The 25,039-nt window shown below is 71.1% G+C and carries 34 protein-coding genes; 3 read left to right on the forward strand and 31 right to left on the reverse strand.

The features are described 5' to 3' along the window. Positions 1–74 precede the first annotated feature (74 nt). From ACGF3J_RS37350 to ACGF3J_RS37500, 31 genes are all read right to left on the reverse strand, one after another. Positions 75–1,532: a phage major capsid protein gene (locus ACGF3J_RS37350; RefSeq protein ID WP_393855965.1), complete on the reverse strand. Its 1,458-nt coding sequence runs from the start codon at positions 1,530–1,532 to the stop codon at positions 75–77. 5 nt (positions 1,533–1,537) lie between these two features. Next, complete coding sequence (locus ACGF3J_RS37355) at positions 1,538–2,386, reverse strand: HK97 family phage prohead protease (protein ID WP_393855966.1); 849 nt, start codon at positions 2,384–2,386, stop codon at positions 1,538–1,540. Positions 2,387–2,388: 2 nt separating this feature from the next. Further along, positions 2,389–3,519, reverse strand: coding sequence for a phage portal protein (locus tag ACGF3J_RS37360; RefSeq protein ID WP_393855967.1), 1,131 nt, complete (start codon positions 3,517–3,519; stop codon positions 2,389–2,391). Positions 3,520–3,578: 59 nt separating this feature from the next. Next, positions 3,579–3,773: a hypothetical protein gene (locus tag ACGF3J_RS37365; RefSeq protein WP_393855968.1), complete on the reverse strand. Its 195-nt coding sequence runs from the start codon at positions 3,771–3,773 to the stop codon at positions 3,579–3,581. Positions 3,774–3,782: 9 nt separating this feature from the next. Next, complete coding sequence (locus tag ACGF3J_RS37370) at positions 3,783–5,345, reverse strand: terminase large subunit domain-containing protein (protein WP_393855969.1); 1,563 nt, start codon at positions 5,343–5,345, stop codon at positions 3,783–3,785. Continuing rightward, the gene (locus ACGF3J_RS37375; protein ID WP_360011492.1) at positions 5,308–5,583 is read right to left on the reverse strand and encodes a hypothetical protein; all 276 of its coding nucleotides are present in this window, start codon (positions 5,581–5,583) and stop codon (positions 5,308–5,310) included. Before ACGF3J_RS37375 ends, ACGF3J_RS37370 begins: the two co-directional genes overlap by 38 nt. Positions 5,584–5,690: 107 nt before the next feature. Continuing rightward, on the reverse strand, positions 5,691–5,879 hold the full coding sequence (locus ACGF3J_RS37380; protein ID WP_393855970.1) for a hypothetical protein: 189 nt from the start codon (positions 5,877–5,879) through the stop codon (positions 5,691–5,693). Between the two features lie 11 nt (positions 5,880–5,890). Continuing rightward, positions 5,891–6,184: an HNH endonuclease gene (locus ACGF3J_RS37385; protein WP_393855971.1), complete on the reverse strand. Its 294-nt coding sequence runs from the start codon at positions 6,182–6,184 to the stop codon at positions 5,891–5,893. Between the two features lie 2 nt (positions 6,185–6,186). Further along, positions 6,187–6,342, reverse strand: a complete 156-nt coding sequence (locus tag ACGF3J_RS37390) for a hypothetical protein (RefSeq protein WP_393855972.1) — start codon at positions 6,340–6,342, stop codon at positions 6,187–6,189. A gap of 255 nt (positions 6,343–6,597) precedes the next feature. After that, entirely contained in the window at positions 6,598–7,086 is a 489-nt protein-coding gene (locus ACGF3J_RS37395) for a hypothetical protein (RefSeq protein WP_393855973.1), read from the reverse strand. A gap of 197 nt (positions 7,087–7,283) precedes the next feature. Then, positions 7,284–7,496, reverse strand: a complete 213-nt coding sequence (locus tag ACGF3J_RS37400; protein ID WP_393855974.1) for a hypothetical protein — start codon at positions 7,494–7,496, stop codon at positions 7,284–7,286. 165 nt (positions 7,497–7,661) lie between these two features. After that, on the reverse strand, positions 7,662–9,782 hold the full coding sequence (locus ACGF3J_RS37405; protein ID WP_393855975.1) for an FtsK/SpoIIIE domain-containing protein: 2,121 nt from the start codon (positions 9,780–9,782) through the stop codon (positions 7,662–7,664). Between the two features lie 84 nt (positions 9,783–9,866). Then, positions 9,867–10,025 carry a hypothetical protein gene (locus ACGF3J_RS37410; RefSeq protein WP_393855976.1) on the reverse strand — a complete coding sequence of 53 codons (159 nt, stop codon included), beginning with the start codon at positions 10,023–10,025 and terminating at the stop codon, positions 9,867–9,869. 3 nt (positions 10,026–10,028) lie between these two features. Continuing rightward, the gene (locus ACGF3J_RS37415) at positions 10,029–10,229 is read right to left on the reverse strand and encodes a hypothetical protein (RefSeq protein WP_393855977.1); all 201 of its coding nucleotides are present in this window, start codon (positions 10,227–10,229) and stop codon (positions 10,029–10,031) included. A 78-nt stretch (positions 10,230–10,307) separates the two neighbouring features. Continuing rightward, positions 10,308–10,805 carry a hypothetical protein gene (locus tag ACGF3J_RS37420; protein ID WP_393855978.1) on the reverse strand — a complete coding sequence of 166 codons (498 nt, stop codon included), beginning with the start codon at positions 10,803–10,805 and terminating at the stop codon, positions 10,308–10,310. 29 nt (positions 10,806–10,834) lie between these two features. Further along, positions 10,835–11,140, reverse strand: coding sequence for a hypothetical protein (locus tag ACGF3J_RS37425; protein WP_393855979.1), 306 nt, complete (start codon positions 11,138–11,140; stop codon positions 10,835–10,837). Continuing rightward, positions 11,137–12,261 (reverse strand): hypothetical protein, encoded by a 1,125-nt coding sequence (locus ACGF3J_RS37430; protein ID WP_393855980.1) that lies wholly within the window; start codon positions 12,259–12,261, stop codon positions 11,137–11,139. The genes ACGF3J_RS37425 and ACGF3J_RS37430 overlap by 4 nt, the downstream gene beginning before the upstream one ends. Beyond that, positions 12,258–12,476, reverse strand: coding sequence for a hypothetical protein (locus tag ACGF3J_RS37435; RefSeq protein WP_393855981.1), 219 nt, complete (start codon positions 12,474–12,476; stop codon positions 12,258–12,260). The genes ACGF3J_RS37430 and ACGF3J_RS37435 overlap by 4 nt, the downstream gene beginning before the upstream one ends. Then, positions 12,473–13,018: a hypothetical protein gene (locus ACGF3J_RS37440; RefSeq protein ID WP_393855982.1), complete on the reverse strand. Its 546-nt coding sequence runs from the start codon at positions 13,016–13,018 to the stop codon at positions 12,473–12,475. Before ACGF3J_RS37440 ends, ACGF3J_RS37435 begins: the two co-directional genes overlap by 4 nt. 170 nt (positions 13,019–13,188) lie before the next feature. After that, the gene (locus tag ACGF3J_RS37445) at positions 13,189–13,803 is read right to left on the reverse strand and encodes a hypothetical protein (protein ID WP_393855983.1); all 615 of its coding nucleotides are present in this window, start codon (positions 13,801–13,803) and stop codon (positions 13,189–13,191) included. After that, positions 13,800–14,042 carry a hypothetical protein gene (locus tag ACGF3J_RS37450; RefSeq protein ID WP_393855984.1) on the reverse strand — a complete coding sequence of 81 codons (243 nt, stop codon included), beginning with the start codon at positions 14,040–14,042 and terminating at the stop codon, positions 13,800–13,802. Before ACGF3J_RS37450 ends, ACGF3J_RS37445 begins: the two co-directional genes overlap by 4 nt. Continuing rightward, positions 14,039–14,398, reverse strand: coding sequence for a hypothetical protein (locus ACGF3J_RS37455; RefSeq protein WP_393855985.1), 360 nt, complete (start codon positions 14,396–14,398; stop codon positions 14,039–14,041). The genes ACGF3J_RS37450 and ACGF3J_RS37455 overlap by 4 nt, the downstream gene beginning before the upstream one ends. After that, complete coding sequence (locus ACGF3J_RS37460; RefSeq protein ID WP_393855986.1) at positions 14,395–14,565, reverse strand: hypothetical protein; 171 nt, start codon at positions 14,563–14,565, stop codon at positions 14,395–14,397. The genes ACGF3J_RS37455 and ACGF3J_RS37460 overlap by 4 nt, the downstream gene beginning before the upstream one ends. Next, on the reverse strand, positions 14,562–14,741 hold the full coding sequence (locus tag ACGF3J_RS37465; RefSeq protein WP_393855987.1) for a hypothetical protein: 180 nt from the start codon (positions 14,739–14,741) through the stop codon (positions 14,562–14,564). The genes ACGF3J_RS37460 and ACGF3J_RS37465 overlap by 4 nt, the downstream gene beginning before the upstream one ends. Before the next feature lie 64 nt (positions 14,742–14,805). Further along, positions 14,806–15,129, reverse strand: a complete 324-nt coding sequence (locus tag ACGF3J_RS37470) for a hypothetical protein (RefSeq protein ID WP_393855988.1) — start codon at positions 15,127–15,129, stop codon at positions 14,806–14,808. Further along, complete coding sequence (locus ACGF3J_RS37475) at positions 15,126–15,806, reverse strand: SAM-dependent methyltransferase (RefSeq protein WP_393855989.1); 681 nt, start codon at positions 15,804–15,806, stop codon at positions 15,126–15,128. Before ACGF3J_RS37475 ends, ACGF3J_RS37470 begins: the two co-directional genes overlap by 4 nt. Before the next feature lie 58 nt (positions 15,807–15,864). Continuing rightward, the gene (locus ACGF3J_RS37480) at positions 15,865–17,472 is read right to left on the reverse strand and encodes a DEAD/DEAH box helicase (protein WP_393855990.1); all 1,608 of its coding nucleotides are present in this window, start codon (positions 17,470–17,472) and stop codon (positions 15,865–15,867) included. 326 nt (positions 17,473–17,798) lie between these two features. Beyond that, positions 17,799–20,651: a DUF927 domain-containing protein gene (locus ACGF3J_RS37485; RefSeq protein WP_393855991.1), complete on the reverse strand. Its 2,853-nt coding sequence runs from the start codon at positions 20,649–20,651 to the stop codon at positions 17,799–17,801. A 223-nt stretch (positions 20,652–20,874) separates the two neighbouring features. Next, a complete protein-coding gene (locus ACGF3J_RS37490; protein WP_393855992.1) occupies positions 20,875–21,348 on the reverse strand; it encodes a hypothetical protein in 474 nt (157 codons plus the stop codon). 15 nt (positions 21,349–21,363) lie between these two features. After that, entirely contained in the window at positions 21,364–21,678 is a 315-nt protein-coding gene (locus tag ACGF3J_RS37495; RefSeq protein WP_393855993.1) for a hypothetical protein, read from the reverse strand. Then, entirely contained in the window at positions 21,675–21,977 is a 303-nt protein-coding gene (locus ACGF3J_RS37500; RefSeq protein ID WP_393855994.1) for a helix-turn-helix domain-containing protein, read from the reverse strand. Before ACGF3J_RS37500 ends, ACGF3J_RS37495 begins: the two co-directional genes overlap by 4 nt. A gap of 287 nt (positions 21,978–22,264) precedes the next feature. Here ACGF3J_RS37500 and ACGF3J_RS37505 point away from each other — a divergent pair, with 287 nt between their 5' ends. The 3 genes from ACGF3J_RS37505 (at position 22,265) to xerC (ending at position 24,745) form a co-directional block, all read left to right on the forward strand. After that, the gene (locus ACGF3J_RS37505; RefSeq protein ID WP_393855995.1) at positions 22,265–22,687 is read left to right on the forward strand and encodes a helix-turn-helix domain-containing protein; all 423 of its coding nucleotides are present in this window, start codon (positions 22,265–22,267) and stop codon (positions 22,685–22,687) included. Positions 22,688–22,856: 169 nt separating this feature from the next. Next, positions 22,857–23,090 carry a hypothetical protein gene (locus ACGF3J_RS37510; protein ID WP_393855996.1) on the forward strand — a complete coding sequence of 78 codons (234 nt, stop codon included), beginning with the start codon at positions 22,857–22,859 and terminating at the stop codon, positions 23,088–23,090. A 5-nt stretch (positions 23,091–23,095) separates the two neighbouring features. After that, a complete protein-coding gene (xerC, locus tag ACGF3J_RS37515; protein ID WP_393855997.1) occupies positions 23,096–24,745 on the forward strand; it encodes a tyrosine recombinase XerC in 1,650 nt (549 codons plus the stop codon). Positions 24,746–25,039 lie beyond the last annotated feature (294 nt).

Genomic DNA, 25,039 nt, shown 5'->3' on the forward strand with positions numbered 1-25,039 from the left:
TCTCCTCTCTACGGCCCGGGGGCCGCTGCCGCCCGGTGGACGGCAGCGGCCCCCGGTGCCAGCCGTGTCAGCGGTCAGACGCCGTCGTTGTTGACGAGCAGGCGGAACGCCTGGGGGTTGACCACGCCGGCGCCGACCCGCGCCCAGGCGAACCATCCGCGCTGCCCGGTGGGCCGGTTGTTGGTTGTGTCGAACAGCTGCGGGATGAACTCCACGGTCATGCCCGCGCGCTGCGCGACGAGGTAGCCCTTGAAGTCGCCGACCGCGAGGAGCGCCTCGCTGCCCGCGCCAGCCGGGAGGTCCGCCATGAAGTCGTTCATGGGGTACTCCTTGCCGAACAGCCGCGGGATCGCCTCCTGGGTGATGTCCACGGTGAAGTTCGGGTCGGTCGTACCCAGCTGGCGGATCGTGTTCTGCACGTCCGTGGACGACAGCCACGCCGCGCTGGCCCGGCGCCGGTACTTCTGCGGCAGCGCGTTCCACAGGCCGTAGATGTCGGCCGCCGCGATGGCGCCCGAGGTGGCCGCCTCGATCGGTGCCGGCGAGGCCTGCGCGGCCAGCGAAGCGATCAGGCCGTCCGGCTCGTCGGTCGCCGACCCAGTCGTGAGCTTCTCGGCCAGCAGCTCGTCGTAGCCCTCGGCCAGCAGCCCGGACATCTGCTCAGCGAAGCCGGGCCAGTCCATGCCGATCTCGATGGAGAACGGGATGAAGCCATCCGCGCGGTGCGTCGGTACCTCGGGCTGGGCGAACGTCGGCGAGTTGTCCCCGGCCGGGGCCGCCTCCGCCTTGAACGACCACGAGACGCCCGCGCTGGACAGGCCCCGCCATGTGTCGTTGGTGATGGTCTCCACGCGGGCCAGACGCAGGATGTCGTTCTCCGATCCCTGCGCCGTCAGGATGATCGTCGGGTCGATCAGCACCGGTACCGCGAAGCCGCCTGAGGCATCCACGCCGATGGACATGGCGCGCTTGATGAGCTGCACCTGCTCGATCGCGCGGGACTCCTCGGGGGTGAAGATCGGCGTCTGGCTGGCGGCGATCTTCTGGAAGGCGCTGCGGTAGTGCGGGTTCTCCGTGGCCAGCAGCAGCCGACCGACCAGTTCACCGTTGGTGTCGCCGGTCTGCGTCCGCAGGACGTGCTGCACCTGGGACTTCTGGTCGTCGCGCAGGTGGCGGCCGCCGAGCGAGGAGTCGACCACGGCCATGGACCGGTCGTAGACCGCGCGGCCGGACAGGGACCGCGGGTCGTCCGCGAACGGGTCGTTCTGGGGGGAGAACTGGGTGGAGGACCAGCGGTCGCGGGAGGCACGCAGACGCTCGGACCGCTCGAACGCGCGGACCTCGCCCTCGCGGAACTTCAGCTCCTCTTCGAGGTCGTCCCAGCTGCGCTGCGCGGTCTCGTCGAGGTCCTCGCCCCCGGCCTCGCTGTCGATGACCTCCATCTCCTGGTGGATCTGGCCGACGCGCTCGGTGGCCGCCTTGAGGTCCTTGGCCCGCTCGAACGCCGGCTCGTCGTCGTGCTTCTTCGTCATCGTCTCTACCTCTTCACGCCGAGTAGGGTCATGCGGCGACGGCGTGCCGCCGCGGAGAGTCCGTCGACGTGGCGGGCCGGCTCGGTGCCGGGTGCCGGGGTCAGCGGGTTGGGCTGGTGCCGGGCAGCGGGCCCCTCCTCCGAGGGGGTGCTGAGTCCGTGCATGGCCCGGAAGGCATCGAAGCTGCGCTGCAGCTCCTCGGTCTGGTCCTGGTCGCGCTCGCGCAGCGACTCCATCAGCCAGTCCACGCCCGACCGTGTCGCGGACCGAAGGCCTGCGGTCGCGTCGGGGTTGGCCGGCCAGGTGACGGGGCCTGCCTCGAAGAGACGGACCTCCTTGATGGTCCGCTCGGGCAGGCCGTCGGGGTTGTGGTCGGACGCGCCCGGGTCGTGGTTCCAGTCCTCGCGCACGACCTCGAACATGAAACTGGAGCCGTAGGCGCCGGCGCGCAGCCCGGGGATGAGGTCGCGGTTGTAGGAGGTGTCCAGCAGCGGCACCTCCATGTACGGGGAGGTCTCCCTCTCTTCGAGGACGCTGGCGACGCCGAGGCTCTTCTGATCGATGGTGAAGTCACGGCCGTGGTTGAACAGCACCTTCACCCCGGCCGGACCCTGCGCCTTGATCGTGCGCTTGAAGGCACCGCGTGCGGTCTTCTCCAGGAAGCGCCCCTCGTACCAGGAGTTGATCTCGTACCAGGTGTCAAAGCGGGAGAACTCCACCGTCATCACGTCGCCGGTGTCGTCGGCCGTTTCGGTGTCGCCTGCGTCGACCACGTCGGTGTCGGCCCGGGTCTTGGTCAGGGTCGGCGCCATCGCGGCGCCACGGATCAGCTTCAGTCCGCGGATCGCGGCCATGGTCACTCCTCTGCCTCAGCGTCATCGGTGTCCGGCGGCGCGGTCGCCGGGGTGAAGGGGGCGTCGCCCCACGGAACGGGCGGCAGCTCTTCCAGCCGCCGCACCTCGTTGATCGTTTCCCAGTTGTTCGACAGCGCCGACGCGTGCGCCGTGTACCGCTGCAAGGTGTTGGTCTCCAGCAGCGCGTCCCGGTTCAACTTCACGTACTGGGGTCGGGGCAGGAAGTCGGACAGCAGCCGCTCCATGCGCCGGAGCCACTTGCCCATCGAGAACTTCAGCAGCGTCAGCTCGCGGTCCTGGATGTTCGCGTAGGTCATGCTGCCGCCGGTCTCGTAGCCGAGGATCTCGGCGATGCCAGGCCCGAAGATGCGGGCGCACTCCGCGGCGGAGTAGCCCTGCGTCTGGAGGAACTGCGACTCTTCCGGGGCGACCTGGATCGTCTCGTACTCCCAGCCCTTGCCGAACACGACCGGCTCCCGGGTCCCGCGCACGGCGGCAAGGAACCGGTCCTTCGCCGTCCGGACCTGCCCGTCGTCCAGAGTGACCTCGCTGTTCTTCAGGATCGCCGAGGGGTGCGCCCCGTCCTGGAACCACTGAAGCCCGAAACGGGAGCCGGTGAGTTGCAGGCCGATCGTCGTCGCGTGCAGCCGGACCGGGGACATGCCCAGCTCCACACCGGGCAGCGGGTTGACGCGCCGGTGCAGAAACGCGCGCGAGTCGGTGACCTGCTGCCCGTTGACCGCCCACCGCACTTCGCCCTCGTCCATCCAGCCGGAGATCTCGTCTGGGTGGAACAGCCGCACCTGCTGAAGGAAGCCGGCCGTGGCACGCTGCAACTCGTCGCCGAAAAGGTTGCCGCGCAGCAGCCACGACATCATGGCCTGGTAGCGCCAGTCCGCCAGCCCGTGTCCCGAGCCGTCCGGGTCCTCCAGCCACCAGGGTGTGGGCAGCTTCCGCGCGTCCTCCCCCTGACCGCGGAAGACACCGACGGGCAGCTCCGAGACGATCGAGGCGATGAGGTCGCATGCCGACCACACGGCGACCGCTTGCAGCGACGACTCGGCACGGGACAGGTCCACGTCCCCATACGACCGGGCCGTCTTGAACAGCGACAGCACCTGGTCCAGCGACATCCCTCCGTCGCGCTGCGACCGACCTTCCGGCCGCTGGCTGCGGCCGCGCCACCACAAGCTCACAGCATCCTCCGATCCGCCAGCAGCAACGCGGCCCCCGCCACCACGAACCCCAGCGGGGGCCAGGCCAGCCACAGCCCATACGCCACGAGGAGCGGACCCGCCACACCCGGCGCCGCACGCAGGCAGAACCCTGCGGCCTCCGCGGCCCGGCCGGCCACAGCCCGCCCCCGCCTCCGTCCGCTCTTCGCCATGCCCACTCCTCAGAAGATGTTCGCCATCGGGTCGTATCCCTCCTCCACCAGCGGGCCCCGGACAAGCAGCGCCCAGCGGGCGAAGGTCACCGCGCACAACGGGCTGATGTCGACCAGCGACGTCGTTCGGTCCAGCTGCCAGGCATCCCCGAAGCGCCGGGTTCGGGCACCGTTCACGGCGGCCGTGAGCGGCACCTGGTCGATGTGCCGGACCGTGCCCTGATTCATCGCGTCGGCCAGCTGGCCGCACGCCTCCGTGATGTCCCCCGCCCGCATCACGACCAGGTCCCCGCGCTGCGGCTTCGCCTTGTCCTTCGACACCTCGATGCCTGCGGCCACCAAGTCGTCGATGAGCGACCCGGCCGGCGCACCCGACGAGGCGACCGCCACCGCGGCCGGCTTCCACAGCTTGCGCAGCTTCACCAGCGCGGACACCACCCAGTCCGTGCCCGGACGCCGGGCCACGACCTCCAGGTGCACCTTGCCGTCCGCGCGTACCGAGGCCGCCGCGATCGACGCGTGCGACCGGTCCTTGGACACGTCCACCGCCAGGGCCATGCTGCTCGCCACCGGCTTGCTGTCAGCGTCGACCAGCCCTGGCCACTTCCCCTTGGGCACGTTCGGATCCGTCGGCGGCGTCGGCTTCCGCGTCCGGTTCAGATAGGCCCGGTCGAACTCGGCCGGGTCCATCTTCTCCAGCTCAGCCGCGATGACCTCCTCCGTCACCGTGAAGCCCAGCGCGGGCAACGTCGCGCGCCACGTCGCCGGGTCTGCCCGGTCCATGTCCTCGGGCGCGTACCACTCGAAGTAGGCGGCCCGCGGCCGCACGGCGGCGGCGTCCTCGGCGAGCGCCTGGAACAGGGCCTCGATCAGCTCACGGCCCTTCTCCCGCTTCTTGTTCAGCCACACGCTCTTGGTCGTGCCGCCGGCCGACGCCCACCACAGCTGAGCCATCGCCCGGGTCAGCATCGCCGGAGAGAACGCCTGCTCCAGCCGGTCGTCCTCGTGAGCGAACGCCTCGTCGATGAAACCGAGATCGAGCGGCGGCCCGTGGCCCGCCTTCTCCGTGTTCGCCGTGATCCCCATCCGGGAGCGCTTGCCGGGGAACAGGATCGCCTCGTTGCCGTTCGACTTGCGGATGCGCGCGTACCGGGCGAGATCGGAACTGGAGATCTTCTCCCAGAACTCGTCTTCCCAGCGCTGCCGCGCCATGCCGCGGGTCTGCGCGGCGTAGACGATGTTCTGTCGCTTCCAGGCCATGGCCCGGTGAACCTGCGCTCCCAGGGTCAGCTCCGTCTTGCCCTGCTGCCGGGAGACGGACAGGCCGACCTCCCGGTGGGCGAGCAGGCCCGTGTCCGGGTCCAGCTCCAGCGCCACGTCGCTGACGTACTTCTGCCACGGCATCGGCGGGGCGCCGAGCTTGGCCATGACCTTCCACAGCTTGGGCCCGAGCGACGGCCGGTCCGGGTGGCGCGGCGTCCCCCAGCGCGGCGGGCACGTCAGCCCGTACCGCTCGTACAGGTCCTCGGCTACCTCAGTCGGGAGAGCCCAGGTCTCCGAGGTCGTCGTCATCGTCCGGCGCCCGTCCCTCCAAGATCTGGGCGAGCGTCTGCCTTAGCTCGCGTGCCAGTTGAGGAAGCAGCCGGTCGTCCTGGGCGACCGGTTCGCCGCACGTCTCGCACTCGCCGGTCCGCGCGGCGTCGATCCGGCCGGCCAGCGCGTAGGCCAGTTCAGTCAGGGACGGCTCGACGCCGACCAGGTCGCCGAGCTGCTCGACGTCGCTGCGCACGGCGTCCTCGACGGAGCCCATGGCGCCAACCCCTTCCATGATCATCGGGTGTCATTGGCCCGGGGGGAGAAAAATGACAGGGGGGCGCGGGGTTGCGATATGTCCGATTTCTAAAAGATCGCGAGACCTCAACGCTGATCGGGCCGGCCGTGGTCGACGAGGTCGGCGATGCCTCGCAGCCATACGACGGTTCGGCCGCCGCGACTCGGGTGATGGACCTCGGACACGTTGGCGTGCTCGCGCAGCATCTTCGCGCTCGGCGGCGCGGGCGCCAGCACGTAGCCGAAGCGCAGGAGTAGGCGGTTGATGGTCTGCATGGCGGGGCTCCTCATGGTCCGGCGAACCAGTCGACGCTGGTGTGCAGCTGCACGACCTCGCTCAGCGGGCGGTCGCCCTTCTCGGCGTTGCACTTGCGGAGGCAGACGGGGCAGCCGGCGTTGCCGTGGATGGGCGCCAGGTTGTCGGGGTCGAGCCGGGCGCCGCCCTTGCTCACGGGCTGGACATGGTCGACGGCGGTGGCGTGGCCGTGGCCGCAGACCAGGCAGACGTCGGACTCGGCGAGGACGCGGGCCCGCATCTGGCGGTACTCGTAGCTGGTGAGTTCGCCGCGGTCGGTGGCCACGCCTACCTCGGCGAGGGGAGTACAGGGTGGAGGTTGCACACGCCCTTGAGGCAGACGCCCTGTCCCTCGCTGACGAGGTGGACGTGCGCGCCCTTCTTGGCCAGCTGGTGGGCTGCCTCGGCTGCTCTGCTGCGCGCGGCTGTGGTGGTCTCGGGCATCGGTCCTCCGGTGGCGTGCGGGGCCGCGGGAGTCGTACCGCCGCGCGATGGATGACTCCACCAGGCGCCGCGGAAGAGCAGCGCGGCCCCGCACTGTGTCCGCTGCCCGGGCGCTGCGCGCGCACCTGGCGAACGTCCGTGCTCGGGACGCCCGCGGGGGAGGCTCTCTGCCCCATCGCCGGACAGCGGACGGATGGCACGACGCAGCCCCGGGCCGTGAGCGGCGACCGGGGCTCCGTCGTGAGTCTGTGTCGGCTACTTCTGCACGGTGCCGTCCAAGGCCTCAGCGACCTTCGGGGCGAGGCGCACGCTGTCGTCCCGCGCCGCGCCGTCGGTGGGCAGGCTGACAGCCCAGGTGTCTGCGGTGACCGCGACGCCGCCGAACTGCTTGGACAGCGGGATCCACCCGTTCAGGGCCTCGGGGTTGGGGAACATGTTGATGCCGGCCTCGCCGGGCGCCTGGTCGCCGTCGGTGATGGTGAGCTTGTAGGCCTTCCCGCCGACCTCGCTGATGTAGGTCTGCTCGGTGTTCTCCTGCGGCTTGGAGACTTTGAGCCCGGCGCCGGCGAGCGCGTCGGCGATGGCTTGCGCGCTGTCGTAGCCGCGAGCGTCGGCGGGTGAAGCGGGGGCCGGGCTGCTCGACGCGGTCGCGGTCTCGTCCGGCGCGGGGTCGTCGCTGCTGCATGCGGTGAGGGCGAGGGCGAGGACGGACAGGGTGGCGGCGGTGGCGGTGCGGGCGCGCATGGTTCCCCCAGGGATGGCTGATGCTGGCGGGGCCATCATCGGACATGTGGAGGCGCCGTGAAGGCGCGGTGATACGGCTGTGACACGACGAAGCCCCGACCGGGAACCCATACGGTCGGGGCTTCGTCGTGCGTTCGTGGGTGCCGTTTGAGGGCACAGCTGTACACCGGGATCGTGACAGACCGGCTGACCTGCGGTCAAGCAGTGTTGGCCAATGCCCTCTTCTTGCGGCGTGCGGTGTCAAGGGCGCGGACGTCGTCCACGGCGTACCAGGGCTGCCGGGGGGTGCCACCGGATCGGGTGAGCTGGCCTCGGTGGACGAGCTGGCGGACGCCTTCCAGGCTCACGCCGAGCAGCCGCGCGGTCTGGTGGGCGGTGAGGTGGCCGGGGCGGATGAGCTGTGACTCCATACCCTCATGATGCCCGCAGGGAGGGAGGCCGCACGGGGGAGTCGCACAGCCCTGTTTCCCGTTTCCCAGGGCTTCTGCGTGGTGCCTCCCTCGCCTCCCTCAACGGGCGTTTCCGCAGGTGGCCGTGAGGGAGGCAGGGGAGGGAGGCGGGTAGGGAGAACTCCCTCAGATCTCGGCGTCTCCCTCGTCCTCGTCGGCCTCGGAGAGGCGGTCCAGGATCGCCTCTTGGATGCGCTCGCGGGACACCATGGACTTGCCGGCGCTCTTGTACTGCTCGGCGCCGTAGCGCTCCAGCTCCCGCTTGAGGTCGGTCGGTCCCCACTCCAGGTAGGCGCCTGGGTTGCGCTCGGCGAGGCGGTGAAGCACTTCCTGGGTGAGCATCCGCGGTTGGTCGCCGAGGACGGCGGCCACGTCGGTGAGTACGTCGGCGGCGGTCTCGGGGACCTCCCAGACGTCGCCGACCTTGTAGGCCTTCAGGGAGCGCTCGACGACGGGGGTGACCTCGTCTACGCCCTTGTCCGGGTCCCGCTGCACGTAGTGGGAGCGGATGACCTCGAACGGCTTGTTGGTGAATCCCACGGTGACGGCGGTGCCGATGTCCTCGCCGGGGATGAGGGTGGTGGCGGTGACGCCGGCCTTGTGCTTCCCGGAGCCCAGCAGGCCGTCGTTGGCGACGTGGTCGCCGACGGCGAACGCCACGCGGTGGGACGTGTTGCGGGTGACGTCGCGCGGGATGCTGTCGGCGGTCGGGGAGACGGTGACCCAGATGAGGGTGATGCCGACCTTCCGGGCCTTCTTCATGACCTTCACGGCCAGTTCTGCGGCCTCCTTGGCGTACTCCTTGTGCATGAACAGCTCATGGCACTCGTCGAAGACGACGACCTTGGGCCGCATCCGCGGGTCCCGCAGGGCCAGTTCGCGGGTGAGCTTGGTGTTCTCGCCGCCGAGGGACTCCAGGAGCTTGCCCCGCTCGGTGACCTCGTCGCGCAGGCGGCGCAGGGCGTGGACGGCGGCCTCGATCTGCTCGTCCTCGTCGCCCTTGACCAGGGCCCGCAGGCGCGGCTTGAGCGGGTCGTAGTCGACGTTGTAGGCCATGACGTAGGCCTCGACGTCCACGAGCGGGTCGAGGATTGCCCCCAGGAGTAGGGCGATGACCAGCGACGACTTCCCGGAGCCCATGATGCCGCCGACCATCCAGTTGGCGGCCATGAGCTTGCCGATGATGGGTTCGCCGCGCTGCGAGACGGCGACGGGCACGCCCTTGAAGTAGTCGGTGGTGCCCTCGGTGAGCAGCGGCCACGGCGGTGTCGGCCCGGACAGGGAGCCCTGGTCGGCCACCCACAGGTCGAGGGTGCCGGGCTGCTTGGGGGGCTCGGTGGGCCAGACCTCGACGGGCTTGCGCAGCAGGTTGTGGGCCAGGACGTTCTTCTTGCCGTTGATCATTTCGACGGTGACGCCCATGGGGAGCTGAAGCTGGGTGTGCCAGCCGGGTCCGGACCGGGTGGTGGGGGACACCCAACGGGGCTGCCATCCGTCCTTGAAGGCCTTGTTCAGCGGGGCGATGCCGAGATTGCGGAGGGCCTTGAGGATGGCGCCTTCGTCGGGGACGGTGTCGCGGTCTTCGGCGTCGGCGGGCAGGGCCCAGGCGGGTGCGGTGTGCTGGCGGCGGCCGGCGGCCCAGGCGGCGAGCACGGCGGCGACGGGCAGCGAGTAGAGGACGGGCTCCCAGACGACGGAGGCGAGGAAGGAGACCCAGGTGAGCGCCTCGACGGTGGCGTTGAGCGGGGTGAGGACCTGGTGGACGTCGCCGGTGCCCCAGGCGAGCAGGACGCCGAGGAGCAGCAGGACGCCAGCTCCGGCTCCGGCGCCGGTGGCGATGGTCTTGGGGGCGGTGGCGACCATCTGGAGGATTTCGACGCGGCGCCGGTGGCGGGCGAAGCGGTAGGCGTAGGCGCGCTGTTCCCACTGGCGGACCAGCTCTTCGTTCCCGGCGGCCTCGGCGGCGCGCATCATGCGCTCGTGGCGGGCGGTGGTGCGGGAGTCCCAGGCGCGGCGGGTGAGCAGGCGGGCGCCGCCGAGGGTGTAGGCGCCGTGCCGGACGAGGGTGCGGTAGCCGTCACCTTCGCGGACTTGGACGACGGCGCGGCGCAGGTGGTCGATGCGCACGCGCCGCTTGGGCTTGGCGGGGGCGGCCGGCGGGGCCTCGGGCGTAGGCGGCGCGAACTTGAGCAGCTGCACTTCGGGGTTGGCGTGGCCGTTGACCTGCTCGGGGACGGTGTCCGTCATGATGAGGGCTTCCTGCTCTCTGCTGAGGGTCGGGAGGCCCGGGGCGGCGGCTGCTTGGCGGTAGAGCGCCGCCCCGGGGTTGAGCTACTTGCTCTTGCGGCTGGCGGCCTTGTTCTCGATGGCCTCGACTCGCCGGCGCAACTTGGTGATGTTGGCGCGGGGCATGGCCATGCGGGCGGTGAGTGCGGTGATCTGCGCCTTTTCGGCGCGGGTGAAGTCGCGGAACTGGACGCCGTCGGCCATGGGTCAGTCCTCCGAGGTTGTGGCGGGGTGCAGGGCGGCGATGGCGGCGTGGGTGCGGGCGACGGTGCTCCAGGCCTCGGACGCGGCCGCGTAGGCCGGCGTGTGCTCCCGGGTGCTGCTGGCGTGGCGTGCGGCCTCCTCGGCGAGCCGCGTGGCGCGTGTGACGGCCTCGTCGGCCAGGGCGAGGTGCTGGGTGCGGTCCATCAGTTCCTCCTCGGGTGGGCCGGGTTGTCCGGCCCCACCGCACCCCCACGGGCGGGCCGTGGGGGACGGAAGGGCAGGTCAGCCCCTGGCGGCCTTCTCGATCTGCTGCTGGCGCCAGGCCACCGATCCGGCCACCTGGAAGTCGTAGGCCGTGATGGCGCAGCCGGAGTGAGCGCCGGGCGTCAGGCCGGGCAGCTTGACCGGCACGAGCACGGGCACGTCGTCCTGGAAGGTGCCGAGGTGCTTCCACACCCAGCCGTCGGGTCGGTACTGCTCGCCCGGGGGCAGGTACTGGTCGCGCAGGTCGTAGCTGGCCCCGCTGGCGGGGTCGACCCAGGTGTTGGCCTCGGCGGCCTTCTCGGCGCAGGGCTCGCACTGCTGGTTGCCGGTGAGGTGGTCGGCGCAGAAGTAGCCGCCGCACCCGTGCTCGTCGCCGCCGGGGGTCTGGCCGCACAGGAAGGCCAGGCCGCGGTCGATCGCGGCGGTGCAGCCGGTCTTGTCACAGGTGGCCTCGACGGCGTACCCGGCTTCGATCCTCTCGCCGTCGCGGAAGACCTCGTATTGGGCGTATCCCATGGCACGTCCTCTCAGGGTTGGTGTGCTGGTCAGCGGTTCTTTTGGGTCTGGAGGTAGACGCTGCGGAGGATGAGGAAGCTGCCGGTTCCGGCGCACGCGGCGATGGCGATGGCCAGGGCGAACAGGGCCCCGACCAGGCCCACCGAGACGACGACGCCGCCGATGACGATCCACTTCTTGGCGTCGAACTCCGGGCGGGGTGCCGGGGCGGGCGGGGTGGGCTGCTGCTGCGCGGCCTGCGCGGCGAGGACGGCGGCCACGATCTTCTCGACGCTCACGGTGTTCTGCGCGGCCTCGCGGGCGGCGGCCTCCGCCTTCTCCAGGGCCTCGCTCATGCGTAGCCTCCGTTGCCCTCGTCGCGCTTCACCGGCGCATCAGCGGGCGGGGCGGCCCTCCTGGCGAGCCGAGAGAGGGCGGTGCGGACGTAGGCCTCATCGACGACGATCCGCCGGTGCCGCTCGATGTGCTCGACGATGGCCCGCGGCTTGGGGTCCGAGCCGAGGGCTGATGCGGCTTCCTCGACGGCGCCCTGGAGGTTGACGGGTGGCAGGGCGGTGACCTGCTGATGCGCGGGCGCATCGTCCCGGTGAAGCTCGTACTCCGGGGGCCGCTCGGAGAGGACGAGGGCGACCTGCACGGCGGTGACCGGGAGGCCGTTCTGCGTCAGGACCTCGGCGAGGTCGGCGGGCCGCATATCGGGGTGCGCATCACGCCCGAGCCTGATCGCGTCTGCCGGGTGCATCTCGGCGAACAGCTCGCGCAGCGCATCGGCCGGCGTCACCGGCGTGGGCCGGGCCCGGGCGTCCTCGACGGCCGGGGCCGGGGCGGCGCCGTACATCTTGGCGAGGCGGGCGTCCGCGCCGTCCTTCACGCGGGTGCGCTGGACGTCGACCAGGCCGGCGCCCAGCTCGGCGTCGCCGACACCGACGTGGCGGGCGAGCTGCCAGTAGCGGCGCTGCGCGTGCCACTTCTTCAGCCGCCCGGGGTGCCCGTCGGCGACGGCTCCGTGGTAGGCGATCTGCCGGGCGGTGTCGGCGTTGCGGCGCATCGTCTCGGCGTCCACGCCGCTGGTGTAGACGACGACCGACCGGGCGACGAACCCCAGCCCCTCGGCGGCGCCGGACATGGCCAGCGGGGTGACCGCGTACACCGCGGCCTCCCGGGCGGTCTCGGCGATCGTGACGCCGATGCACGCCGCGGACACCGGCGCGAGCCACATCCCGAACCGGACGACAGCCGGGGAGGACTGCCCGAGCATCGTGCGCAGCAGCATGACCAGGGCGAGGATCAGGGTCAGGCCCTCGCCCGCGGCGACGACTCCCGCGGCAGTCGCCTGCCGGTGGAACTCGGTGACCGCGTTGGTGTAGGTGCCCCATCCGCCGGCGGCGCCGACACCGCCCATGAGGACGGCGGCGACGACCAGGACGGCGACCTGCCAGCCGGTGAGCTTCCTCATCGCTGCTCACCTCGTTCAGCCTCGACGGCGGCCAGCAGGCAGCGGAGCCGGGCGTTGAGGGAGAATGCCGCGCTCATCATGGCGACGTCGTCATGGATGTTCAGACCGGCGGTCTCGGCGAGGATCTGCCGGGTGACGGCGACCTCCACGTCGAGGTCGAACGGCCCCTCGGGCGCCTTGGCCGGGTCGTACAGCGGGTCATAGGCGGTGCTCATCGGCGGCCTGCCTCTCCGGCGGCCCGGTGGACGCGAGTGGCGGCGCCTTCCGGGGCGTGCGGGAGGGCGACCGGGTACGTGCCGGGGGCAGCGGCGATGAGGCGGGCCGCGTGGTGCTCGCAGCCGGCGGTGCCTCCCTCGCCGAGGCCGAGGACGAGGACGGCGACGGGCCCGCCGCACGGGCTGGTGTCGCTGGCGGTCGCGGCTGGGCAGCGCAGCGCGGGCGGCGCCTCGGCGGGCAGTGGCGTGGCCGCGTGGACGTCGAGGGCGCGCAGCAGCAGGCGCAGGGCCTCGCGCAGGGTCAGGGAGCTGTCGCAGTCGAGGACGTGCCGGGCGACCTCGACGGCCACCTGGAGGTCGGTGGGCTCGCGCAGCTGCTCGCGGACGACCATGGCGGCCGAGCCGTACAGCGGCTGGCTCAGGTCGGCCTTACGGCGGGCGGCGGTGCTGGCGTAGTCCGCGTCGCAGAGCCGGTGCAGCTCGGCTACACGCTCCTCGCGGGAGGTTGCGGCGCGCTCGGGGCGCGCGAAATGATCGGTCACAGCCGGTGTCTCCTGCTCATACCAGGGTCTCGGTTAGGCCTGGCCAGGGATTGCCGTCCCTGGTTCAGGCCGCTTTCAGTTGTGCGACGCCCTCCGATGAGGTGAGCGACCACGCCAGTATTCAACACCCTGAACACAATGTCCAGGGTGTTGAACGCATCGGGTGCGCATCACGCCGAATCAGCAGGCTGGAAGTGGTGCAGCGTCAGATAGTCGGCGGGCCCGTACTCCGTGCCGCACCACCGGCACCGCAGCTGCGTCTCACCCGGCATCCGCGAGATGACCGCCCCGCACACCACGCCCTCCCCGACCAGGGCGACGCACGAGCCGAGACGCTGCGGACGGGGCTCCGGGTCGCCGACGACCGTGCGCACGGACCGGTTCAACTCGGCGACCTCCCGGGCGAGGTCGCCGGCCGCTGGGTACTGCGCGACGATCCAGTCCAGCTCTTGGGCGATCCACCGGCAGTCCTCTGCGAGGCCGCCGGGCGGCGTGGTCCCGCGGTGCGGCCAGCGGATGCGGCGGACGTCCTCACGCCAGGAACGGAGGATCTCGGCGGCCCTGGCCCAGTTCACAGTGTCGATGACGTCCTCGTTGACGGGGGAGCGGGGCCCTGCGGCCGCCCGGGTGGAGACGATCTCGCCCCACCCGGTGGCGCGGGGGATGAGGTACTCGCCGACCTCGTTGTACAGGGCGGGCAGGGCACGCAACCGCGCGTCCAGCTCTGCCCGGTGCCGGTTGCACAGGTAGCCGCTGGACGCGCGGTCGCACAGTTCGCAGGTCACGGGGTGCTGTTCTCCTCGGGCTGCGCGAGTGCGGCGCGGAGTTCGAGGGCGGCGCCACCGTGGGTGCGGAGGATGGCCCACCTGCGGGCGAGTCGTTCGGCGCGCACTATCGCGGCCTCGGCCTGCTCGGCGCGCTCCTTCCAGCGGTCGCCGCGGCGCCAGCCCTCGTTGGCGTTGGCGTACAGCGCGTCCAGGGCGTCGTCGGTGATGGTGCTCGCGGTGTGGCGGGGCTGGCTCATGCGGCCTGGTCCTTCCTGGTGCAGTGGGTGCTGTCGTGCTCGGCGCCGCGGCTGGTGAAGGCGGGCACGCAGCACAGCCACGCGTCCCAGCCGTCGAGGACCGCACGGTCCCGGGCCTGCCAGTCCCGCATCCGGGCGGCGCGCTGCATGCGGACGGCTTCAGCGCGGGCGGTACGGCAGGTCTCGCGGGCGGCGGCGACGTCGCGGGCGAGGGCGACGAGCAGCAGGAGGGAGGCGATGAACAGGCCGACGCCGTACCACCAGGCGCCCGCGTTGAGGCTGGTGGCGGCGCAGTGGCCGACGAGGGCGGCGGCGGCGATGTAGTGCCAACGCAGGATGCGTGCGGACGGTTTCACAGGTACCTCCCGGCGAGGGTGATGGTGCGGATGGTGAAGCGCTGGAGTGCGGCGAGGCCCTGGCCCCACAGATCGGCCTGCCAGCGGGGCCGTGCTTCCTGCTCGCAGCGGCATTCGCCGGTGGCGGGCAGGAAGTGGCCACGGGCGCAGCGGGGGCGGGCGGTCACTCCTCCGCTCCGGCCTCGGGCGCGGGCAGGGAGTCGAGGGCGTCGCCGATGCCGTTGGCGAGGCGGCGACGGCTCTCGGCGATCTGCGGGTTGGCGGTCTGCTCGGCGCCGAGCAGAAGGCAGTCGACGACCTCGGCGACGTCCTCGGTACTGAGGCCGGTGAGGTGCAGTGCCATGGGGCTCTCCGTGGTTCGATGGGTGGGAGGCCGCCCCCGAATGTCGCGGGGGCGGCCGAGGTCGTCAGAACAGGGACAGGGGTTCGTCGTCGGCCTGCTGCTCACGCTCGGCGGCGGCCGTCAGCTGGCGGCGCTGAGCCTTCGCGTGACAGTCGGGGCACCAGGCGCGCAGCTGCTCGACCGGCACCGCCGCAGCGGCGACCGGTCCCAGCGTGAGATCCGCGGGGGCGACGACCAGGCGGCCGGTGCTCGCCGTGCGGATACAGCGCAGGCCGGTCTTGGAGTGCTGCGAGCCGCACAGGCCGCCCTCGCACTGGCACTGGTGGCCGGCGGGCGTCATGACGGCTTCCCAGACGGCGGCGGCCCCGAGGGGCGGACGGCGTGTCATCGGATCACCGCCGATCCGAGCAGCAGCGCGGCCACCTGCTCGCCGAGGTACTTGGTGTAGGCGGGCGGAATGCACTCCCGGATGCCGTCTCGGGACATCCACGGCACGCCCATGTCCGCCTTCACGTAAGAGACGTTCGAGAAGTTGCCGACCGCGTGATACCAGTCCCCTGGCTTCAGAGGGCGGCCCATCTTCACCGTGCGGTGCGCGTGCGGCTGGTGCTCCGGGACGGTCAGGGTGAGTCCGCCGCCGGCCTCGAACAGGCGGTGCCGGTAGGTGTGCAGGCCGAAGAAGGCGCCGCACAGCATCACAGGGCTGCGCAGTTCGGGTGCCGCCTCGGGCACATTCTCGATGACCCACGGACGTCCGGTGGACTCCATGGCTTCTCGCGTCGGCGCGATCAGCCGGGGGTGTTCGCGACCCTGGATGCGCTGGCACAGGGTGTGCGCCTGGCACGGTGGACTGCCAGCGATCAGGTCGTACTCGTGGCCGTGGGCGCGGATGTACTCGATGGCGTCGCCCTGGATGAACGTGAACGGGTAGCGGGGCTGCGGGCTGTCGTCGACGCCGGTGACGTCGAAGCCGGCGAGGTGCCAGCCCATGGCGGCGCCGCCCTGGCAGCTGTAGGGGTCGAGCAGACGGAGGCCGTTGGGCCTGCGCTCGGGTGGATGGGTCATCGGGTTACCTCCGTGGTGTGATGTGGAGGTCCGGGCCTGTTTGCGGCAGGCCCGGACGTCAGGCAGCGGTGGCAAGGTCGAGCTGGCCGAGGATGCGGCCGACGCGGTCCTGATCGATGAGGTCGGCGACGTCGCCGGCGGTGGCGCCCTTGGGCACGTCGAGGCCGAGCCGGCGGCACAGACCCAGCTGCTTCGGGCTCGGCTGCGCCGTCCGCCACGGGGCCCGGCGGGCGGCGACAGCACCAGGCGCAGCGACGGCCTGCCGCTCCAGCCAGGCCAGTGCCTCGGCGAGGGGGCGCGCAACGTCGGCCTTAGGGGCGCGGACGCCGTACGCCTCGGTCCACCGGCGCACCCGGTACAGGCGGGTCTCCGGCTCGCGCTCCAGGAACAGGACCAGCGCCGACGTCAGGCGGATGAACCACGTGCCCTGCGGCGTCCGCAGCCAGGGGATGGCGCTCTCCCCGAACAGGTTGAACTCCTCGGCCTCCACCTGGGCAACCAGCGTGCGGCGCTTCTCAGTGGCCGCGGTCCACTCGGCGACCTCCCGAAGCGACCGGCCTTCCTCGACCTCCTCGACGTCCCGCGCGGTCAGGTCGACCATGGACGCCAGCTTGTGCCGCGTGCTGGCGCCCATGACGTCCAGCAGCAGCGCGTCGCCCTTCCCGGGCGCCGGGCGCAGCGCGCGGCCAGCCATCTGCACGTACAGACCGGGGCTCTTGGTCGGGCGGGCGATGACCGCGCAGCTGGTGTGCGGGGCGTCGAAACCTTCCGTCAGGACCATGCAGTTGGTGAGCACCTGGACGTCGCCGGCCGAGTAGCGGGCGAGCGTCGCGCGGCGCTCGTCGCGGCCCATGTCGCCCCACACCGGGGCCGCGGTGATCCCGGCGGCCTCCAGCGCGGCGGCGGCCCCCTGAGCGGTCGCAACGGTCGGGGTGAAGACGACGCCGGCGCGGTCGCTGGCATGCTCGACGTAGGCCTTGGCGATGGCGTCCAGGGCGCCGGAGTCCTCCAGGGCCTTGCCCAGCTGGCCGTCGACCAGGTCGCCGCCCCGGGTGCGCACCTTGTTGAGGTCGAGGGTGTCGACGACGATGCGCTTGCCGCGGACGTCGCACAGGTAGCCGTCGCTGATCATGTCGAGGATGTCGAGGCGGAAGACCACGTCTTCCCAGACCTCGGCGAGGCCGCCGTCCGTCCGCGTCATCGTCGCGGTGAAACCGGCGACCGGCACGCCCCGCCAGGCCCCGAAGTGTTCGAGGACCTCCATGTACGTGCGGGCGGCCGCGTGGTGGCACTCGTCCACGATCACCAGGCCGATGTCGCGGATGGCCTCCCGGCGGCGGCGTACGGCCAGGGTCTGGACGCTGGCCACGATCACGTCGGCGTCCTGGTGCTGGTCGCGTCCGGCCTTGACGATGCCGACGCGCAGCATGGGGTCGACCGCGAGCAGCTTGGAAGCGGCCTGCTCGATCAACTCCTCCCGGTGGGCGATCACCAGTACGCGGTGGCCGTTGAGGCCGTCGAGCATCTGATGTGCCAGGTGGGAGAAGACCACGGTCTTACCGGCGCCGGTCGGCAGCACGACGGCCAGCCGGTTCTTCTCGGTGGTCCAGCCCTGGCGCAACGCCTCGATCGCGTCCACCTGGTACGGGCGGGGTGTGAAGGACATGGGTCACCTCGATTCGGTGGTGAGGGGAAAGGGCTGGTACGCAGTGCGTACCGGCTGCGTACCGGCTGCGTACCGGGCAAAAAGCGGGGTTGACCTGCTGTTATGTCTCTCTCTAGAGCTGGTGGTACGCAGGTACGCAGAAACAGACAGGGGTCGATGTGCGCGCACACCCGCACGCAGGCGCACACACGCGCCCACGCCTGAGGGGTGCCATTTCCTGGCGAGTGCGTACCGCCCCCCGAAGGGGCCTTGCGGCGCCGCTGACCTGCGGGAATCGAGGGCCCCGGGTGGTACGCACCCGGTGCGTACCACCCGCGTCGCGGCGCTCACGTCGCCTCGTCCGTGTCGCCGAAAGGCATGCCCTCCGGGGTGAAGGCGAGGCACTTGGCGCGGGCGCCGTCGAACCTGCGCGGCACCAGGTGCGCCGGTCGCTGGCTCTTGAGCGTTTTCAGGTACTCGGCGTCCACCCAGCTGCCGACCACGGCGTCCAGCGAGTAGCCAGCCTCGCCGAGGATCTTGCGGACGCGTTCGGGCAGCAGCGCGACCTCGGCGGCCCCGGTGTCCTTGTCCGTCCCCAGCACCCCCAGCCAGCCGGCGTAGGGAGGTTTCTCGCCCATCGCCTTGCGCGTCGCGGTGAACAATTCGTGGGAGTGACCGGCGACGTACTCCCGTAGGACGTCCAGAGCCATGTCGGGCCGGTTGTCGGTGGGGTTGTGGGCGGTGAACAGGCTCCGCCAGACGTCGTGCGGCAGCGGCTCGTAAGGCAGCAGGCCGATGCGGCACGCCAGCGCCTCGGCGAAGGCGAGCACGGCCACCATCGGCGCGCGCCGGTTCGTCATGTCCCCGGCGCCGCGGAACTCGTCAACCAGGGCGCGGTGCTTTTCCTTGAGCCCCTCCCGCCCGTTGGGCTGCGCGAGGCCGCTGAGGATGTACTGAATGAACTCCGGCCCCGCGTGCCCGTGGTGGGCGAGCACGCCCTCCCGGGCGGCGGCCGCGACCGCGCCGCCGCCGTCCCCGAACGGGGCGATCGTCGTGCCGAGGATGCGGGCCGCCGCGCCCTGGCTGGTGGTGAAGGACAGCGCCGGCCGCTCACCGGACGACAGAAGGATGGTCTCCCAGGGCAGCATGTTGCCGAACGCGCCGCCGCTCCTCGCTTTCCCGTGGTTCATCGGGAGCTGGTACAGCACCTCGTCGATGAGGGTGTCGTCCGTGACGGCCATCGTCTCGTCGAACACGGTGACGATGCCGCGGACCAGGTTCAGCCGCTTCTCGATCGCGTACAGGGTGGTGCGCCAGTTGGACATCGCCGAGGCGTGCTCGGACGGGTCGGCCCACACGCTGAGCGCGACCTGAAGCGCGGTCGTCTTGCCCTTGGTCGAGCGGCTGGAAATGTCCAGGGTGAAGCTGTTCAGCCCGAGCGGTTTGAGCAGAGGCGCGGCGAGCGCGGCCGCGACGGCCACGCGCGGTACCGGGAAGTCCGCCAGCTCGGCGACGGTGGCCCGCCAGCCGTCCAGCGTCCCCTTCCTGGCGTGCGCTCGGGCGGGGCCACGCTGCTCCTCGAACGGCGTGTCCACCTTGATGCCGTCTTCGGGCGAGGACACGAACGTGCCGTCGTCCTGCCAGCCCAGCCAGCGGGCCAGCTGCTCGGACGGGATCCGCCCGACGTTGGAGGCCTCGAACTCGGCCAGCCACTTCTCGACGGCGCGCGCGTCGCCCTCGACGGCGGGCAGGCCCGCCGCACCCAGGGTCTCGATCAGCTTCCGCCCGCGCTTCGCGGTCTCGCGGCTGACGATGCGGGAGATGCGGCGAGGGCGCCCCAGGCTGCGGTCGATCCAGGACAGCTCGACGTACTGGTCCCCCTCGGGGTCCTCGAACGTGGCGGTGATGACCAGGGGCGCGAACGTGACGCGCAGCCAGTTGTCGCCGCTGGTGCTGAGCACCTCCACCCCGCGGCCGGTAACCCGGTAGTCGAACGGCGTGCGGACGGTGGCGGGCAGGCCGAAGATGTCCGAGTAGTCGAACCCCTCGCGTTCGCCGGCGTCCGTCTGCTCGGCCTCGTCCTCGGGGGCGTCCTCGTCCGGCGCCTCGTCGGCGTCCGGCTGCTCGGGCGCCGGAGCGGAACGAGGGGCGCCGACCGAGGCGAGATGCCTGCTGCCGTAGCCCTGGCGGGCCAGCTCCCGGGCTGCGGCCTTGTGGTCGCCGCCGTGGTTCAGCAGGGCGTAGGCGCCGAACTTCGAGTAGGGCACCTCGCTCTGAAACTCGGAGCCGGTGGCGAAGACGAACAGGCGGTTGTGTTCGTCGCGGCCGGTGGTGGCCTTGACGCCGCCGACGCCGTCGGCCCATCCCCAGTACGTCTCGCTGCCGCGGGTGTGGAGGGGACGGAAGACGCCGTTCAGGACGTCTGCCCAGTCCGCGCGGGCCTCGAAGTCGTCCCCCGGGCGCAGCGTGCCGTCCTGCCGTGGCGGCGCCGGACGGGGCGCCGTCTTCGGGGCCTCCGGCTGCGGGAGCTGGTCCAGCATCCGGCAGACGTCCCGGACCGCGGTCATGGTGTCCGCGTCGAGGACGGGGATGTTGCCGGGCCCGCCCTCCAGCCGGACGTACGGGCGGCCGGTGGCGTGCACGGTGCCGCCGGACGGCTCGACCAGCCCGTACCCGCCCTCGCCCCGGGTCTCGATCAGCACGCGGACGATTCGCGCGTTCGGACGCTCGCGCAGCCGCTGCCGGTCGGCCTCGGTGTACTCGTCCTCGCGGGCGAGCCTGCTGGCCAGCTTCGTGTTGCCGGGGACGTCGCCGCCCTCGACGCGCACGCGGTAATGCCGGCCGCCGGAGGGGGACTCGGTCACCCAGCCGCCGAGGATGGCGGCCCACGCCTCGCCGAGGCCGGACGCCTCCATGACCTCAGTCGCGGCGTCAAGCAGGCCTTCCCGCAGAGCGAGGCCCTCGAACTCGATCAGCTCGACGCCGCTGGACACGGCGCCATACACCACGGCGATGCCGCGGGGCCGGTCGCCGTCAAACCAGGAGTCGTGCTGCTCGGGCGTGGTCCGCTCGACCTTGTAGTCCATCCAGGACACGGCCGGCCGCTTGCTGCCGTCGGCCCTAGTGGGCAGGACGCACAGGCCAGCGTCGTGCAGCTCGCGGGCGGTGGCCCGGAGGTCGGTGGGCTGTGTGGCGGTCAACGGTGCTCCCCGTGAAACTGGCGCTGGTGACGGGCCGTGATCCCGTCAATGAAGCGGCTGATGGCGGACGGCCTGATCGGTTCTTCGCGGGGCTTCGGGCACCCCGGGCGGTAGCACTCGTAGTGAGCGCGGACGTTCTCGGCGTCGATGACCAGCAGTCCGTCGACCTGGCGGGGGATGGGCGCGCGGCCCGGGGTGTCCCGGGCTCGCGCGGCGGTGGCGGTCAACGGGCCGCCTGGGTGCGGACGTGCCAGGCGTCGACGTCCTCGACGTGGCCGGCCGCGACGGAGGCCTGGAAGTCGAGGGCCTTCCGTTCGTCGGCCTGCCGCTGTGCGATCTCCTCGCGCAGCTGGAGGAGCGTGGTCGCAGGCCGCTGACCGGCCGGGTACAGGGCCATGCCGGACCCGTCGGCGGTCCAGATGATGACCGCGCGGGCCAGGCGCTCCTCGTCCTCGGCGCGGGACTCGTGCAGGGTCAGCCGGTGGCGGGAGGCCAGCACCCGCAGTTCCTCGCGCCCGAAGGTGTACCGGAGCCACCGGAAGACGGCGTCCGGTTCCCCGGTGATCCGGATCAGGTCACCGATGGCGTCGAGGCACTCGACCAGGCCCTGGTCGGCGCTCAGCTTGGCGGTCTCGATGCCGGCGAGTGCGGCGTCGGGCGTGGTGGTCGGCGTGACTGCCGTGGGAGGCTCAGACATGAGCGGACCCCGTCTCTACTTGCTGGTGGGTGCGGGCTGCTCGGTGGACGGCGCCTCCGGCTGGACCCCGGGGGCGTCGTCGTTGGTGGCCGCTGCCGACTGGACCTCGGCGGCGACGTACTGGGACAGGCCGAGAAAGGCCATGAGGTCCGCCTTGCGGACGCGGAAGGCCCGGCCGAACCGCAGGACCTCGACGGGGAACACGCCGTCGGAGATCATCTGGTAGCCGAGCGTCTCGCCGATGTTCAGGGCGGGGAACGCGTCGAGGACGGGGACCATCGCAGGGAGCGCGGCGACCTGCGCCGGAGTCAGCGGGGCGGCGGTGGTCATGCGCTCACCTGCGGCGCGATCTGTGCGGGGATCAGGGCCCGGCCGGCGCGCTCCATGGGGATGAAGAGAACGAGCAGGTCGACGCCGAGCCGGGCCGCGATCGCCTTGGCCTTGTGCTCGGGGATGGCGCGCTGAGTGCCGGACATCAGCCCGCCGATGGTGCCGTGGGACACGCCGGCGTCGGCGGCCAGTTCACGGGTGGTGACGGCGTCACCGGTGCCGGTGCGCTCCATGAGCATCTTGAGCCGCTCGCCGCTGGCGACGGCGTACATGGTGGGTGGTGCGGGGGTTGCGGACATATGTCGTTCACCTCATGGGACGTCTTGTTCATCGCACTGAATGGCGATGAGCAGAGCATCACATGGGCTGAACGGAATGTCCAGTGGACTGAATAAAGGTAGGGGTTGCGTCATGATCCAGCCATTGGCCATGCCTGGACTGGCGGAGTTGGCCACCGTGCTGAACAATCCGTCCAGTGAGCGGAATGAACGCAGTGACTGACCTGCACGTACGTCTCAGTAGCCCCAAAAGCACACCTGAACGAACCGTGCGAACCCCCGTGCCCAGGAGTGACAGGATGAGCCCCATGGCGGCGAACGACGAGCAGACCAGCACCCCAGCCCACAACCCTGAACGGCGGGCCCAATTCGCGGACTTGGTACGCAGGCGTCGTTCAGAGTTGAACGAAAGCCTCGACACCTTCGCGCGGAAGGCGCTCGATCCGGTGTCCGGTCTGCGCGTCACGCGTGGCTGGATCTATCGCCTTGAGACCGGCGAGACCGTTACCCCGCCTGCCGTCAGGGAGTTGCGGGCTCTCGCTGCGGCGTGTGAGCTGCCGCTGGAACAGCTGCAAGATGCGGCCGGCCAACAGTTCCACGGCGTGGATCCCCTGGTGAGCGGCTCCACCGAGGCAAAGGCTTACGTGCACAAGCTGGACCAGCTTCCCCCCGAGCAGCGCGAACGCTTGCTGCGGCTGATTGACACCCTTGTGCCGCCGGACGAGCGCTGAGCCAGGCATTCCCCCTTGCGTTACCCAAAGTGACGATTCCGAGCTTACGGTAGAGATTTGTTACTCGTGGTGCGATCATGTGCCAACGCCTGTGGATCGCGAGGGTGCTGGTCCAACCAGGAGTTCGAACGCATGCGCGAATTCGCATGCCTGGTATGGGGGAGGCTGCATGGAGTCACAACGACGTGCGCCGCGGGTTGAGTACGTCTTCAGCGACGACCTGCCGGATGGCGAGGTGATCGTCCCGATCAAGACAAAGTCGGGCCGCCTCATCTTTCCCGTTCGACGGGGCGAGATGACGGAACGCATGCTCGCGGGCCTCAACGAGGCGGCTCAGCACGTCCTCGGTGTCGGCCTGGCCGAGATCAGCGACAATGAGGTACCGCCCGAGCGGAGGGAGTAGCCCAGATGCCGTCAGCACGCCGGGCCGGAAGCATCTACCGCCGGTGCGAGTGCCGAGACGGTGAAGGCAAGTTGCTGGGGGCCTCGTGTCCCAAGCTGAAGCGCAAGAATCACGGCGCCGTGGCACTCCGCCAGGAACTGCCGCCGGACGCCGCCGGAAGGCGCCGGACGTTCCGACGCACCGGGTACGACACTGTAGGAACGGCCCAGGGCGACCTCTCCCGCCTGCAAGCCATCCTCGACCTTCCAGGCGATGACGAGACCGAGCAGCAGCGCGTAGGCGACCTGCTTGCGGACGTCGCGAAACGCCGCGCGGACATCCCCCAGGCCGCCGAAGTGCAGCGGCGCCTCGGCGTTGGTGTCCCCCTCGACGGCACCACCACCGTCGGCGAGTGGCTCGACCGGTGGATGGCCAGCAAGAAAACCCGGGCCACGACGAACGCCGGCTACTCCTCGCACATCCGCGTGCACCTGCGGCCCCGCATCGGCCACTACCGCCTCGATCGCCTGAACGTCGGTCACGTCCAAGAGATGTTCGACGCGATCGCCGACGAATCCGACCTGATCCGCGCAGAGAACCAGGCCCGCCGCGAGCAAGAGCGGCGCGCGAAGTGGACCACGCCGGGCAGGCCGCCGGCCGCCGCGCGGGAGCGACTGGAGGCCGAGCGCGCGAAGCTCGCCGAGATGAAGCCGTACCGCAAGGCGAACGGCCCAGCGACACGGCACGCAATCCGCCGCACGCTGCGCACAGCGCTCAATGCCGCGATCGCCCAGCAGCTCATCACCTTCAATGCCGCCGCCCACGTCGAGCTGGGCAGCAGTGCGCGCCCCAAGGGCCTGCTCTGGACTGCCGAGCGGATCGAGCGCTGGAGAGCGACCGGCGCGCGGCCCAGCCCCGTGATGGTGTGGAGCCCCGAGCAGCTCGGCGCCTTCCTGGACGCCGCCGAGGACAGCCGCCTGTACGCCTTCTACCACCTGGTGGCCCACCACGGTCTCCGCCGCGGCGAGGGCGTCGGCGCCGACTGGTCGAACGTGTACCTGGACAGCAGGCCCGCGCGAATCGACGTGCTGACGGAGATCGTGGTGGAGGGCTGGAAGCCGGTGGAGACGGCCCCCAAGACGGACAGCAGCATGGCGTCCGTGACGCTCGACCGGGGCACTGTGGCCGTGCTGCGCGAGCACCGCGCCCGCCAGGACGCCGAGCGGGAGGCGGCCGGGGCGACATGGACGGAGACGGGGAAGGTGTTCACCACCGAGACCGGCGCCTGGCTCCACCCCGACGTCGTCAGCAAGGAGTTCCGCCGGCTGGTCGAGCTTGCCGACCTACCGCCGATCAACCTGCGGGACCTGCGGCACGGCGCGGCCGCACTCGTGAAGGCCGGCGGCGGTGACATCGACGACGCCAGCAAGAAGCTGCGCCACTCCACCATCGTGCTCACCGCTGACACCTACATGGCGCTCTTCCAGGAGTACGAGGAAGAGCTGACGGAGGCGGCGGCCGCGGCGGTGCCGCGCGCCCGCCGACCGCGTGACGCGGCCCCCGCCGCGGGTTCTGTACCGCAGCAGGGGCCCAGCACGTCGCAGCCAGTTGCAAACGTGGATAGTGACGGGGCCACCGTACTGCCGGGCACTGACAACGAGGCCTCGGAGACGTAGAATCGAAGTCGTTGCGGTGCATTGCAAAGGGCCTCTGACCTGCGGGTCGGGGGCCCTTCCTGCTGGCCCCGTGCTGGCCCGAAGGCCACGTAAGAGCGCGGTACGAGGCGGTACGAGGCACGGTGAAGGGTGCGCGATAAACGATCGCTGAACGCCTCTGACCAGCGATTTACGGTACGGCGAGGGGTGGCGCGATACGGCGCGGTACGAGGCGTCATGGGGGCTCATCAGACTTTTAATCCATTGGTTGTGGGTTCGAGTCCCACAGGGCCTACGCGTTGGACCCCAGCTCAC

Origin of the sequence: Streptomyces sp. NPDC048171 (assembly GCF_043202655.1) — a bacterium.
Taxonomy (GTDB): Bacteria; Actinomycetota; Actinomycetes; order Streptomycetales; family Streptomycetaceae; genus Streptomyces.